The organism is Thainema salinarum CENA647 (assembly GCF_057732415.1).
This window is the reverse complement of the sequence record NZ_JBYJZJ010000022.1, coordinates 668,863-682,102: the sequence shown is the minus strand read 5'-3', so window position 1 is coordinate 682,102 and position 13,240 is coordinate 668,863. Positions and strand designations below refer to the sequence as shown.

At 47.9% G+C, this 13,240-nt stretch carries 11 protein-coding genes; 8 read left to right on the top strand and 3 right to left on the bottom strand.

Going from position 1 to position 13,240, the window contains the following annotated elements:
- Positions 1–44: 44 nt before the first annotated feature.
- The 4 genes from AC286M_RS09750 (at position 45) to AC286M_RS09735 (ending at position 3,478) form a co-directional block, all read left to right on the top strand.
- Entirely contained in the window at positions 45–239 is a 195-nt protein-coding gene (locus AC286M_RS09750) for a YqaE/Pmp3 family membrane protein (RefSeq protein ID WP_488204196.1), read from the top strand.
- A 79-nt stretch (positions 240–318) separates the two neighbouring features.
- Positions 319–720 carry a phage holin family protein gene (locus tag AC286M_RS09745; protein ID WP_488204195.1) on the top strand — a complete coding sequence of 134 codons (402 nt, stop codon included), beginning with the start codon at positions 319–321 and terminating at the stop codon, positions 718–720.
- 1,166 nt (positions 721–1,886) lie between these two features.
- Positions 1,887–2,744 carry a hypothetical protein gene (locus tag AC286M_RS09740; RefSeq protein WP_488204194.1) on the top strand — a complete coding sequence of 286 codons (858 nt, stop codon included), beginning with the start codon at positions 1,887–1,889 and terminating at the stop codon, positions 2,742–2,744.
- A gap of 260 nt (positions 2,745–3,004) precedes the next feature.
- Positions 3,005–3,478: an SET domain-containing protein gene (locus AC286M_RS09735; protein WP_488204193.1), complete on the top strand. Its 474-nt coding sequence runs from the start codon at positions 3,005–3,007 to the stop codon at positions 3,476–3,478.
- A 123-nt stretch (positions 3,479–3,601) separates the two neighbouring features.
- Here AC286M_RS09735 and AC286M_RS09730 read toward each other — a convergent pair whose 3' ends face one another.
- Positions 3,602–5,989: a hybrid sensor histidine kinase/response regulator gene (locus AC286M_RS09730; protein ID WP_488204192.1), complete on the bottom strand. Its 2,388-nt coding sequence runs from the start codon at positions 5,987–5,989 to the stop codon at positions 3,602–3,604.
- Between the two features lie 539 nt (positions 5,990–6,528).
- Between AC286M_RS09730 and AC286M_RS09725 the strand changes: the two genes are divergently transcribed.
- Positions 6,529–8,751: a sensor histidine kinase gene (locus AC286M_RS09725; protein ID WP_488204191.1), complete on the top strand. Its 2,223-nt coding sequence runs from the start codon at positions 6,529–6,531 to the stop codon at positions 8,749–8,751.
- A gap of 89 nt (positions 8,752–8,840) precedes the next feature.
- Positions 8,841–10,277 (top strand): KAP family P-loop NTPase fold protein, encoded by a 1,437-nt coding sequence (locus AC286M_RS09720; protein ID WP_488204190.1) that lies wholly within the window; start codon positions 8,841–8,843, stop codon positions 10,275–10,277.
- An 89-nt stretch (positions 10,278–10,366) separates the two neighbouring features.
- On the opposite strand, the gene AC286M_RS09715 is transcribed toward AC286M_RS09720, so the two are convergent.
- Together AC286M_RS09715 and AC286M_RS09710 are read right to left on the bottom strand one after the other, a co-directional pair.
- Entirely contained in the window at positions 10,367–11,047 is a 681-nt protein-coding gene (locus tag AC286M_RS09715) for a hypothetical protein (RefSeq protein WP_488204189.1), read from the bottom strand.
- Positions 11,047–11,451, bottom strand: a complete 405-nt coding sequence (locus tag AC286M_RS09710; RefSeq protein WP_488204188.1) for a RusA family crossover junction endodeoxyribonuclease — start codon at positions 11,449–11,451, stop codon at positions 11,047–11,049. Before AC286M_RS09710 ends, AC286M_RS09715 begins: the two co-directional genes overlap by 1 nt.
- Positions 11,452–11,631: 180 nt before the next feature.
- On the opposite strand from AC286M_RS09710, the gene AC286M_RS09705 reads away from it, so the two are divergent.
- Both AC286M_RS09705 and AC286M_RS09700 read left to right on the top strand, forming a co-directional pair.
- On the top strand, positions 11,632–12,948 hold the full coding sequence (locus AC286M_RS09705; protein ID WP_488204187.1) for a Pvc16 family protein: 1,317 nt from the start codon (positions 11,632–11,634) through the stop codon (positions 12,946–12,948).
- A gap of 21 nt (positions 12,949–12,969) precedes the next feature.
- The gene (locus AC286M_RS09700) at positions 12,970–13,200 is read left to right on the top strand and encodes a hypothetical protein (RefSeq protein WP_488204186.1); all 231 of its coding nucleotides are present in this window, start codon (positions 12,970–12,972) and stop codon (positions 13,198–13,200) included.
- The last annotated feature ends 40 nt before the right edge of the window (positions 13,201–13,240 follow it).

Genomic DNA, 13,240 nt, shown 5'->3' with positions numbered 1-13,240 from the left:
GATTCAAGCTTTGAACCCTAATTAATTAACGAATGGAGATCATCATGACTAAACTCAGCCGCTATGCCCTTGGACTCGTACTACCACCCGTCGGCATCTTCCTAACCTATGGCTTAAGCAGCACGTTGCTAATTAACATCCTGCTCACTCTGTTGGGTTGGCTTCCCGGTAGTATTCATGCGGTTTGGGCGATCGCAAAACACAACGAAAAGCTCAACCAGCAGCCAAGTAACGGCTAGGACTACTGCTTGGCACTTCACCACCAATCTGATCACTCAACCTGAATGAACCTATTATTTACCCCCCGGAGGTATCCCCATGTTAGGAGTCCTATTAACCACACTGGTCACAGCCTTAAGTTTGCTCGTTGTTGATTTGGCTGTTCCCGGAGTTGCGATCGCAACCTTCCCAGCAGCACTGTTGGCAGCAGTATCCATTGGCGTCATCAACGGCTCGATCAAGCCTGTTTTGTCCGTTCTGTCACTGCCGATTAACTTTTTGACCCTGGGAGCATTCTCCCTCGTTGTCAACGGCGTTTGTTTCTGGCTGGCGTCCGTGTTTGTGCCCGGTTTTGCCGTTCACGGTCTGCTAGCGCTTATTCTAGGCCCAGTTGTTCTGTCCTTTGCGAGCACCTTGCTGAACCGCTACTTTGCAGCGAAAGGTGTTGGCCAAGCTCACCTCAAGTCCGAGTCTGATACCGCTCTCAATGCCGGACAATAGTAGACTCACAGACGCACGTCGGCAAATGCTTTGTAGTCATACTTAGATAACTTTTGCGATCGCAGCTTCCCTACAGTGCGATCGCGTTTTTATTGAAATGAGTTAGGTAAGGCGTGAGGAGAGAGAAGTTAAAGAGTGCGATCGCAGATTAACTTTCCTGATTGGGCAACCTTAGATAGAGCAGTTTGCAATCTAGAATACAAACTAGCTTCGCAATTTGTGCGAAGCAGAATCATTTTTTGCGACCTACAGCAGTAGTCATATCGGTTCGGATACTGGCGAATTCAAAAACGTTTAAACGTTGAACTATGTCAGTACCTCAACCAAGATAACGATAGCTTTACGTTTTGATTTTTATTTCTTTAGAGTTCATGTGAAGCTGGTGCATTCAACACGTACGTATTGAATGCCATTTGCTGATTTGCATTCGTATAATTACTGAAATTCAAGCTCAGAATAATTGTGAATTCGTTAAATTCTGGGTTTTTTTGCCCTGCTTACTCGTAAATTTACTGAAATATTGGCGGAGTATTGACGATCGCTAATTAGTGAGATTAGTATACGTACGTAAGTAAATATTCGGTTACTTAAGTTTGTTGATTTCATCAACGCTTTGCTAACAACGCTGTTTGATGTAGCCCCGTATGATTTGCATATTGTCGAATATTTATGCTGCCCCAAACCTTTTAGAGAACTGCATAGACTTGCCCAATTGAATTGCCGTGCAACCTATTTGGTTACTACATTTGCTGGTAACTCGCGTGATTTATTGGGTGTTCAAGCCTGCCGTTGCTGGAATTTAATTGTGCATTAATAGTCATATTTGAACAGCAATGTTTAAGCCAGAGGCTTGAGCATTGACAGGGATTTTTTATCTGATTTATCCAGGCGTTTCCCTAACTTATCTGTTCACTTGATGCGTTTTCTAGTACCCCAAATTCACTATTAAGTACCTGGGCATCATAAAAAAACAGATCTCAAACCCTGCGCAGGCGGCGTAGGCAGCGCAGGGTTTGAGGTTTTATATTCAACTATGCTCAGCTACTTACAGCGCCAGTTCGTTTGGCTCAAAGACCGTATTGGGTGACAGCTGCTTTTCGCGCAGTCTGCCAAAGCTCATTGTATCTACTAACTTTTCCGTTTTGAAAATTAGGTGGGTATTCATAATGATTACGCTTGACGATCTTTCGCCCTATCTTGATGCTGATCACGTCAATCACGTCATGAAAATGACGTGCCAGGATGCGATCGCAACTCCGGCAGCTATGCATTTATTTATGCAGCGCTTTGCCCGCTACAGTGCCGCTTACAGTCATTCAGTTCCCTCTCTCTGCGGCATTATCGGTCGCAGTCAGCTCTTTTGCGATCGCAATGCAGCCTTTCCCAGCCATGCCGATCGATCGATGGATGTGGCGGGTAAGGTATTTTCGGCTTCGATTGAGGAGTTTCGCGATCCGAGAACCGGCGTTTCCCATCGCACATTAGCCTATGCGCTGCTGGATCGATTGGCTGAGTATGCAGGACTATCGGCAGCAGCGGTTGAGCAAGTTGTGCAGGTCGAAGACTGGCTGGCGGAGATGACCGATTTTGTTGAACAGTGCTACCAGGCCGATCCGAAGGATTTGGCGCAGGTTGTACGGGCAATGGGGTTTCATGCTGCGGCTGAAACAATTGGCGGCAACGAGTTCAGCATCATTAACGCTGTGCTGTTCTCCAACCAACGCCAAGGGAGTTTTGGCCAATTCATCAAGCAGCACAAAGTACATTTTGAAGAGGGCGTTGTCAGTCCCTGGTACTGGATCGTGATTCACGGCACAGACGCAACTGAAGGTGTTGAACTGGGTCACGCCGACGATGCAATTCAAGCGTTAAATCTAGCGGCTCGCTACTCCTCGGTTTCCGAAGCGCAAATCATTGAATGGGCGGGTGAAGGTGTACGCCAACTTGCTGAGATTCAAACCCGCTTTTTCCGCCGAGTTCAGCAAGAGCTGCAAGAGTATGCGGCGCTGCCGATGGCGGTTTAGGGCTGGTTTTCTTGAGTACTGAGGGCTTTTGTAGGCGCTGGGTGCTGAGAATTGAGTGCTGAGTGTTGGATTCTAGGTGTTGGTTTCTAGATACTAGGTGTTAGGTGCTAGGGGTTGGCTACTGAGTCTTTGCAGTTTCTACAGCTCTTTACAGCCTCTTGTAGCCCCTTACAGTCCTACTCCTCACGCCTCACTCCTGAATCTTCACGCATCACTTCTTACTTCTTTCAACATTACGTTTCAACTTGGAGGTTATCAGAATGCTTGTTGTACAAACGGCTGCGGATGGGAAAGGGAAGCGATTGACAACGACTGTTGCGATTCAAGAGGGTGAAGTCTTTCATCGGATTACAGACTATCAAGCGGCACTGAAGCGGACTTATACCAGTGTTCAAGTCTCCACCAATGTGAGCATTGAAGAATTCTTTTTAGCGCACCTCAACCATAGCTGTGAGCCCAATGTCATTATCGATGCGGCACGGCTAGAACTACGGGCTGTGCGGCCTATTCGTCCAGGTGAAGATTTGACTTTCTTTTATCCCAGTACGGAATGGGAAATGGCACAACCGTTTAACTGTCTTTGCGGTGCTGCCAGCTGTTTGGGAACTATTTCCGGGGCCAAGGATATGACGCTCAGCATGATGGGGCGCTATTTTATCAATCACCATATTGGCGTCATGGCGATTAACCACCTGCTCAGCTCTGAAAAAGTATCGGTACCAATGGCGGCTTAAGAAGTCTAGTTGAAAACCCATAATTCATTTTTTGTGAAACGCTTGCGGGGCAAGCGTTTCACAAAAAATGAATTGGTTTTTATACGCAGACTTCATACAACCTGGATGATTCATGGAACTTTGCTATCTATTTTTAGCCAGTTCTGCGATCGCAATTGCGAGCAATTCCGGGTCAACGGGTTTAGCAATGTGTCGCTGAAAGCCGTGATCTATCGCCCGCTGATAATCTTCTTCCTTGGCATAGGCTGTCAGTGCGATCGCGGGAATGTTGCCGCCTTGGTCGGCTGGTAGAGCTCGAATCTGCTGTAGAAGTAGATATCCATCCATTTCGGGCATGCCAATGTCGCACACCAGCACATGCGGCTCAATCCGGTTGAGCAGCGCCAGCAGCTCTTTTCCCGTAGCCACAACCCTCGCTTCGGCTCCATACTGAGTGAGCAACATCGCCAGTAAATCACGAGCATCTTCACTGTCATCCACAGCCAAAACGTTGATGCCCGTTAGGTCGATTTGAGCTGGTGAGAAACGAGCGGTTGTCGAGGGTGCCGTGTCCTCATGGAGTAGCGGCAGTTGGATCGTAAATGTCGCTCCTTGGTTTTCCCCAGGGCTATCGGCAGTGATTGTGCCGCCGTGGGCGTCAATTAGATATTTCACAATGGATAGCCCTAGCCCCAACCCGCCGTACCGCCGCGTGATGGAGACATCTTCCTGGCGAAACGATTCAAAGATGTGCGGCAGAAACTGGGGATTAATGCCTTTGCCCGTGTCGGTGACGCTAATTTGCGCCTGATCGCTGACCCGCTCTAGCCGAACTTCTACTCGACCGCCATTGGGCGTGAACTTCACGGCATTGGACAGCAAATTCCAGACCACCTGTTGGAGCCGCGCACTGTCTCCCAATACGAGGCCAATATCGGTTAAGTCTGGAACTAGCTGGATCGCTTTGGCTTCAGCAGCAGTTCGCACCACTTCTAGAGCGGCTTCAATGGCACTAACGAGATTAACGGGTGCCTCATTCAGGCTGAGCTTGCCGCGTAATATCTTGGCCACATCCAGCAGATCGTCGATCAGTTGCGTTTGCAATCGGGCATTGCGCTCAATCGTGGCAAGAGCCTGAGAGGTGGTGGCTTCGTTGAATTGCTTAGCTTGCAGCAATCTGGCCCAGCCCAAAATGGGGTTGAGGGGCGATCGCAATTCGTGGGACAAAATCGAGAGAAATTCATCTTTGACGCGGTTGGCCCGTTCGGCTTCCTCCCGTACAGTCCGTTCCCGTTCTAGGAGCTGTTGGCGTTCCGCTTCGGCTTGTTTGCGATCGCTAATATCGGTCGTGCTGCCCACAATGCGGGTTGGCTTACCCTCTGCATCTCGCGCCACAACCAGGCACTGATCCAGCATGTCAATGTACTGATTGGCCTTGTTGAGTACCCGATATTCAGTTGAGCAGTGATCGCCTGTGGCCAGTACCGACCAGGCATACTCTCGTACAATCGGTAAATCATCAGGATGAACGCGATCAGCCCACCATTGCCCAGTTGGTTCAGCTTCTTCTAGAGAATATCCCAGTATCCTCGTCAATCCATCGGTTCGTTCAACGCGATCGCAGGTCAAATCCCATTCATAAATCAGGCAGTTGACGGCTTGAGCTGCCAGATGAAAGCGCTGATTGGCACTTTTCAACTGTTCTTCGCTGTCGCGCAGGGCTGTTTCCACTCGTTTGAGTTCAGTGATATCGGTAAAGACGCCAATACTGCCTCTGGGTTGCCCCGTTTCATCAAACAGAGGGACTGCATGACCATATAGGTTGATAACGGTGTTGTCCTGCTGAACCAAGTCAATTTCAATATCACGCACCTCAACGCCATGCTTGGCCGCATGCTCCACAGGGAGGTCATCACCAATCGCTTCCTGGCCGTTTTGATAGAACCTGTAGGGTAGTTGAGCCTGGTTGTCTGGAAATGCGACCGATACATTGGTATCCGGCGGGATTTGGAGCCGCTTGGAATAGGCTGGATTGGCTCTGACCACCCGACAGTCGGGATCTTCCGCCACCACAATATTGATCGGAATGACATCAAACAGGGTTTGCAGTTCCTCCACCCGCCGCTGTAGGGTTTTGTTCAAATCCTTAATGGCGGATTCTGATGCCTTGATCTGAGTCAAGTTTTTGCGGATTTGGATTTGAGCCGCGCGCAGTGACCCTACCAACACACTGATCAGTACGCCCTGCACGATAAAGATGGCCATCCTGAGGCTACTGGCTAAATCCAGAGTCCAGGCGTACTGGGGAGCGAGAAAAAAATAATTAGCAAAGAGCGCTGCCAGCAGAGTTGCCACAATTCCGGCACTGCGCCCACCATACAAAGCCGTGATGGTGATTGCCCCAAAGAAGAGTAGAAACGAAGCTTGGTACAAATAGAGAAAGGGATCAAGGGCCAGCATCAAGATAAGCGCGATCGCAACTGATGCGATCGCGATTCCATACCGCTGCAACTGTGGAATTTTGTTCAGCACGTCGGCCTCTTAATCAGTCGTCACAAACCCATCCGCAAAAAATATTATCAAGACAGCAGTTCACCCAGCATTCCGGAGCGTCAAACTTGCGATCGTAGCCCTTATTTTGTCCAATTTTTTACAGGCTGCTACACATTCCATATCGGCCTACCAGTTTAGCCAGTATCAAGACCAGGCATGTTGGAAACAAGAAGCCGAGTCGCTTTTGAGAGAACTTTATAGCCTTTGTTGAGTGAATCAAATCTATCTAAGGATATACGTAGAGGGGAATAGACGGTTTTAAGAGATACAGCATTTAATGTGTGATACAACGGCTTTCACTTCATCGCAGTACTTCATCGTAGTGTCTGATCAGCGGTCATCTTAAATGCAGAATTTGTATGCTTCAATGCAAACTAAAAAATAAAGTTGTGTATCAGGATACCAACTAACCAGCTCAACCTTTTGTTGGCATTCCTAGCGCAAATGTAACGTTATTTTTCGAACGGCGTGGGCATATTGAAAAAGAGCACAATTTGCAGTCTTACCAGTACACGCCCATGTTCAGATCCAGTAAAGGACGGTCGTTACAGCTTGTCTTAGTTATTCCGTTCGTCCTACAGATTTTTGGGGCTGTAGGCTTGGTCGGATACTTATCGTTTCGCAATGGCCAGAAAGCCGTCAGCGATTTGGCCGAAGAATTAACCAACGAGGTTGCGAAAACCGTTGATGGTCACCTCGATTATTATCTATCTATTCCCCATACCGTTAACCAAATTAACGCCGATGCCATTCAAATGGGGCTGTTAGACGTGCGCGATCGCACAACCACCAGCCGATACTTCTGGAAACAGATGCAGGCATATGATTTAACCTATATTGGCTATGGATTGACCACAGGGGAAGGCGTTGGTGCCGCTCGCTATGATGGCAAAACGGTCACAATTGATGATTGGACAGAGCAGCCAGTCAACAACGGCTTGAACTACTTCACCGATGAGCAAGGAAATCGCACTACAGTTAATCAACCCTTTGACTTCAATAACTTCAACGAAGCTTGGTATACCGAACCCATTGAAGCCGGACGCCCGGTTTGGTCAAGAATCTACACCTGGATGTTTCCCGGAGGCTATCCCTACATCACCGCCTCAGCCGGGCGGCCCATTTACGACGAAAATAACCAGCTTCTGGGGATGGTTGCGGCAGATATTCACCTACTGAAGCTCAGCGACTTTCTACGCAACTTAGAGATTAGCCAAGCGGGACAGGTGTTTGTTGTGGAGCGCGATGGCACCCTGATTGCCAATTCCAGCGAGCAAGAGCCGTTCAAGCTGGTTAATCAGGTAATTGAGCGTATTGACGCCACCGACAGTCCTGATCCACTGATTCAAAATATTGCCCAACAGCTGCAACAGTCAGACAACAAGTTTCAAACGATTGACGTAGTCAAACACCTCCAGCTGCGACTCGACGATGAGCAATATTTCATTGACATTCGACCCTGGCAGGATGAGTTCGGCCTGGATTGGGTCACCGTCGTGGCAGTGCCTGAAAGTGAGTTTATGGCTCAAATTCACGCGAACAATCGCACAACGGCTTTGCTGTGTATTGGAGCCTTGATTGGCGCGACGGGATTCGGCATGGCTACAGCACGGCTGATTGCGCTGCCGATTCAGCGACTGAACCAGGCCAGTAAAAGTATCGCAGCGGGTGATTTGGAAAAGAACGTTGAGGACAGCGGAATTCAAGAACTCGATACGCTGGCACACTCGTTCAACCACATGGCGCATCAGTTAAAGGAAACCTTCAGGGCGCTGGAAGCCAGCAAAGAGGAGCTAGAAGATCGAGTAGACGAGCGCACCAGTGAGCTGAAAACGGCTCTGAGTGAACTGCGTCGGACGCAAATGCAGGTGATTCAAAGCGAGAAGATGTCTAGCTTGGGCCAACTGGTTGCAGGTGTAGCCCACGAAATCAACAACCCAGTCAACTTCATCCACGGCAATCTGACTCACGTGGAAACCTACGCTCAAGATTTGCTGCACATCATTGAGCTCTTTCAGGACTATTACCCCGAACCCGCCGCCGAGATTCAAGATGAAATTGAACAGGCTGAACTCGATTTTATTCGGGATGATTTGCCCAAAATGCTGGCGTCAATGAAGTTGGGAACGAACCGAATTCGTGAAATTGTGCTGTCGCTGCGTAACTTCTCACGCATGGATGAGGCGGAGATGAAAGCGGTCGATATCCATGAGGGCATCGAAAGCACGCTGACGATTTTGCACAACCAGCTCAAGGCCAATTCAAAACGGCCTGAAATCCAGATCATTCGACAATATGGCGAGCTACCGCTGATCGAGTGCTATGCCGGACAGCTAAATCAGGTGTTTATGAATATTCTGGCCAATGCCATCGATGCGCTGGAGGAGATGAACAGAACCCGCACGCTGGAGGAGCTTAAGGCTCATCCCAACCAAATCACGATCCGTACTGCTGTGCGGGATCAACAGGTCGAAATTGCGATCGCAGATAACGGCCCCGGTATTCCTGACGAGGTACGCCATCGCATTTTTGATCCGTTTTTCACGACGAAGCCCATCGGCAAGGGCACGGGCATGGGCATGTCAATCAGCTACAACATCATCACTGAAAAACACGGCGGCACCATCGACTGCATTTCCACCTACAGTCGAGGCACCGAATTCATCATCAAGATTCCAGTTTGCCAAAATTGCCGCGAAACCCACTCTGAACAATCAGAAGCAAATACAGTAAGTGTGTAAATAAGGAATTTCAGGCTTAGATCTACTGTAGTACGGATCTATTGTTATGCTTAGAGACAACAAGAGCCTTCTGAAAATTTATCAAAGCCATGTTGATTCGTCCGTCTGAGCTAGAAATACCTGAAGATGATCCATTTCGACATGATGCTCTGAATCGAAAAGAGCTTGAACCTCCACTAACTCAATTTGTCACTCAGACGGAAGGGCCATTCGTCTTGGCCTTAGATGGTGCTTGGGGTTCAGGTAAAACAACATTCCTCAAAATGTGGCAAGTTAAGCTACAAGACGCTGGTCATCAATGTTTATATCTCAATGCTTGGAAGACGGATTTTGCTCAAGATCCTCTGGTAGCAGTTGTTGGAGAATTGTTATCTGCTATCAGAAATGATCTGCCAAACGAGTTTGAACAAACTCTTGAAGATCAGACAAAGAAAATCAAGAAGATAGCTGGTTCAATTGCCAAACGTTCAATTCCTGTGATCGTTAAACTTGCTACATACGGTTTAATTGATCCTCAAGATCCAGCAATAGAAAGAGCCGTTGCACAATTTACCTCAGATATTGCTGAAGACAGAATTAAAGAGTATGAAGATGGGAAGTCTGATATAGAAGAGTTTAGAAAAATTCTTACAGGGCTTGTAGCAGAATTAACAGAATCAAGCTCAAATGAATTGGCTAAAGTGATTATTCTAGTAGACGAACTAGACCGCTGTCGTCCAACTTATGCAGTCCAACTGCTAGAACGCATCAAACATTTGTTTGATGTTCCTGGTGTTATTTTTGTTCTTGGAATTGATCGTTCTCAACTTAACCATTCCATACGAGCACTTTATGGTTCAGATTTTAATGCCTTTGGATATTTACGACGGTTTATTGACTTGGACTACCAGATGCCAGAACCAAAACCAAGAGACTATTGTAACTACTTATTCAACGTATTCAAGGTTAAGGAAATAGTAAAGAATAACAATTTGCCTAACAACGATATTGAATTAAATCACATGTCTTTCCTTTTAGGTGCTCTTATGTCGTCAATGAGCGCAAGCCTGAGAGAACAAGAACAAACAGTTGCAAGACTCAGTATTATTTTAAGAACAATATCACCTAAACAACGTTTGTATGGAATAGCACTTGGAATCCTTTTATTTCTTAGAGAATGCAAATATGATACTTATACTTCTTTTATACAGGGCACTACGAATTTCGATGATTTTTGGACTTCCGTTAATTCCTTACTAGATTTTGAATCAATAGATAAGGATGTTTCCATAGAAATCGATAAAAACCTGCTCGAAGCCCATCTTCTTGCAGGAGCATCAGAATTGGGGATGAGCTGCTCTTCTATAAATCATTACTTGGAACTTTCTAAATCTTCAAAATCTTCAGATGAGATTGATCACGCCAAAGATATCATCGGTATACTTAACAGGCTTTCTTCTAGGTTTGGATATACTGAAGCAGGGTTTAAAGTCACAATAAAGAGGTTAGAGCTTGCAGAAAACTTTGCTCTGATTGATGAAAGTTGAGATAGTTGGTTGCCGCTCATCTGAGAATAATGAATAAATGCGCGATAGTGAGAGCTATCATTATGTCAGCCTACTACATTTACTAATTTCTAATCTACCGCTTCAGTAGAATGCAGAGTTGCTAATAATTGCTCTGTAATATCGATTAATTCGTTTACAGATTCTTGTGTGAGTTGAGTTGTTGTAAATCCATGTGCAACTGCATTACGCAGTGCAAGCGTATTCATGAGCAACTGATACTCATCACGCGAAATGATGCCTTCAGTGACTAACTGCTTCACCAAATACAGCACTTCAAATCGATTGAGGCTTAACCCCTCATGTTCTGCCACCAGCCTCAAAGCCGCCTCAGCCAACGACCAAGCATAGAGAATAGCTGATTCAGGATGTTGTTGTACTAGTTCTTTGGCGACTTGTAATCTTGATGCAATTTCAGTCTCTTGAAGAGAACGCTCAGCTTTTTGGAAAAAAACGCCCTCCTCAGAGTTCGCCATGACCAACTCAAACCGCCACCCTGGATGCTGCTCTACCGCTTGAGCTAGGTTACGTAAATACTGTGTAGAAGAGGAATCCAGTGATGAGCGCGACTTTACTTCAATGATCACAGCTTCATCTCCTCGTCGTGCTACCAAGTCCGGGCGATAAGTCTTGAGAAAATCGGGTAAATCTTCAGGATTTGGCTGAAACGAAACCTCATAACCCTGTCCACGATATTCTTCCGCTAGTTGCAAAAGGCGCTCTCGTTCTACATTTGCAGTTTGAATTGCCATTAGCCCAATACCTCTTGGTCAGGAGCATCAACTACGACAACGTACAGAAATTCATTTCCGCGAGCAAAGCCTTCTGCTAAGGTCGAGGACATGTTTTCTACTTTAAAGTTACCTGACAAGTCTCTTTTCCTGGCTAAGATGTCGGTGATTTGATCGTCATCAACATAGGCTAAGCCCTTGAGGGCATCCTGAATAGGCTTGATGACATTGTCGGTATCCAATTCAACAGCATCATAGAAATATGTAATTTGAAGCATCACTGACCCAGTTGCGGGCTTCTGCTCAGATGGCCAGTACTTTTCAGCTTCTTGACGTACTGTTCGTTTCCAAGCTTTCAGCTTCTCACTCCTACGAGCCTGCTGCGATACGGGTGGGCCATCTACGATGAACTCAAACTTCGTCAATGCACTTTTGGGTCAGGATTGTGTCTCATTTAGCATCTGTCATTTTATTATGACTGCTCATGCTTTTTATGCAGACTCAAAGGATACGGAGCCACTGCTCAGCCATATTCGCCTTTAGTCGAATTGCTTAACCCTAGCGACCTGAGAACAATGGAATCGTATCAGGCGGTAGGAGAGTTCATGAGCAACCATCTTGCGATCGCAACCGTGACGGCTGTTCTCCAGCGGATGCTTCAGGCTGCGGTGCAGCGCGATGTCGAGGGTGCTCGCGTCACCACCGTTATGCCCAACCAGATTGGCAGCGGCACACCCGAAACCGGGGCCAATATTTTTCTGTATCAGGTCAACCGCAACGCTGCCCTGCAAAATCCTGATGCCACCGTTCTGCGATCGCGTAATCGCAACAGTTCCAAGCGGCAGACCGCGCTGGAACTGCACTACATGATCAGCTTTTATGGCAACAATATTGAGTTAGAGCCGCAGCGACTGATGGGCAGCATCGTGCGAGCGCTGAGCGATCGAGCCGTGATCGAGTCGCGGCAGATTGTCGATACGATTTCGGACAACACCTTTGGCTTTCTGGCTGCGTCTGACCTGGCTGATCAAATTCAGCAGATTTCTGTTTTGCCGCTGGATTTGAGTTTAGAAGACATGTCAAAAGTCTGGTCGGTGTTTTTCCAGACCGCCTACGTGCTGTCCCTGGCCTACAAAATTACGGTGGTGATGATCGACGGCGAAGATCAGGTGCCCCGTGCTCTGCCCGTGCGCGATCGCCACTTGGCTGGAGTGACCGCTCTGGCTGGACAGCCTGTGATTCAAGAAGTTTACGCGCAAAGCAGCAAATTTGACCCGATTATCTTGACCAGCCAAATTGTCATTCGAGGTTGGCATCTCAAACACACCGTGACCCAAGTACGAATCGGAGGTGTGGAGATAGTTCCCCCCGAAGTCAGCGACACCGAAATTGTGCTGCCGTTGTCGATGCTGCCTCAGTCGGCACTGCGAGCCGGAGTTCAGAGTCTGCAAGTGGTGCATCGAGCTACACCTGAGCGAATTTCTCTATCAGGTGGCACGGCGGCAACGATGACCGCAACTGCGATCGCACCTGTGCAAAAGCAGGCGACTGAGTCTAATGTTTTCCCCTTTGTCCTGCGGCCCAACGTCACGGCTGTGCGGCTTGACGCGGTAGACGGCAGCGGTACGGAACTGCGCGACGCGGTGATTCAGGCGGATTTGAATCTAGCCGTCACGCCGACACAGCGGGTGGTGCTGGGACTGAACGAATGGACAACCGATGATCCGGCTATGTATCTCTTTGATGCCCAAGAGCGCAGTGAGGAAACGCAAACGGTGACGGTGGCGATTCGCGACGTGAAAGCGGGGGAGTATCTGGTGCGGGTGCTGGTGGACGGAGCCGAGAGTTTACTGGAGGTGGATCGACAGCCGGATAGTCCCACGTTTAATTGGTATATCGGGCCAAAGGTGTTGGTGCTGTAGGAGCGAGGGACAATCGGCATTATGTATCGAATTCAAGTTTCGGGTTTAGGGTTCATTCACGCGCGCTGGAAAGATATCGAGCCGCGCTTTTGTGCCGATCCCACCAAAGCCAAAAGCTGGACAACTCTGGAGGGCACGCTCAAGTTTGCCAATCAAAGGCTGGTTCCCCGCAGCCAAATTCGCTGGGAGATTTGGCAAGAGCAGGACGGGGACTTAGTGCCGATTCTCCAGCCCCAAAGAGCGCACCGTTAGGTTATTTCGTTCTCCCCCTCTCGCATCGGCCAAGCGTTTT

Bases quoted from the DNA above. Each gene is read 5' to 3' on its own strand.
- AC286M_RS09750 (WP_488204196.1), top strand. From the start codon at position 45: ATGACTAAACTCAGCCGCTATGCCCTTGGACTCGTACTACCACCCGTC.
- AC286M_RS09745 (WP_488204195.1), top strand. From the start codon at position 319: ATGTTAGGAGTCCTATTAACCACACTGGTCACAGCCTTAAGTTTGCTC.
- AC286M_RS09740 (WP_488204194.1), top strand. From the start codon at position 1,887: ATGATTACGCTTGACGATCTTTCGCCCTATCTTGATGCTGATCACGTC.
- AC286M_RS09735 (WP_488204193.1), top strand. From the start codon at position 3,005: ATGCTTGTTGTACAAACGGCTGCGGATGGGAAAGGGAAGCGATTGACA.
- AC286M_RS09725 (WP_488204191.1), top strand. From the start codon at position 6,529: ATGTTCAGATCCAGTAAAGGACGGTCGTTACAGCTTGTCTTAGTTATT.
- AC286M_RS09720 (WP_488204190.1), top strand. From the start codon at position 8,841: ATGTTGATTCGTCCGTCTGAGCTAGAAATACCTGAAGATGATCCATTT.
- AC286M_RS09715 (WP_488204189.1), bottom strand. From the start codon at position 11,047: ATGGCAATTCAAACTGCAAATGTAGAACGAGAGCGCCTTTTGCAACTA.
- AC286M_RS09705 (WP_488204187.1), top strand. From the start codon at position 11,632: ATGAGCAACCATCTTGCGATCGCAACCGTGACGGCTGTTCTCCAGCGG.
- AC286M_RS09700 (WP_488204186.1), top strand. From the start codon at position 12,970: ATGTATCGAATTCAAGTTTCGGGTTTAGGGTTCATTCACGCGCGCTGG.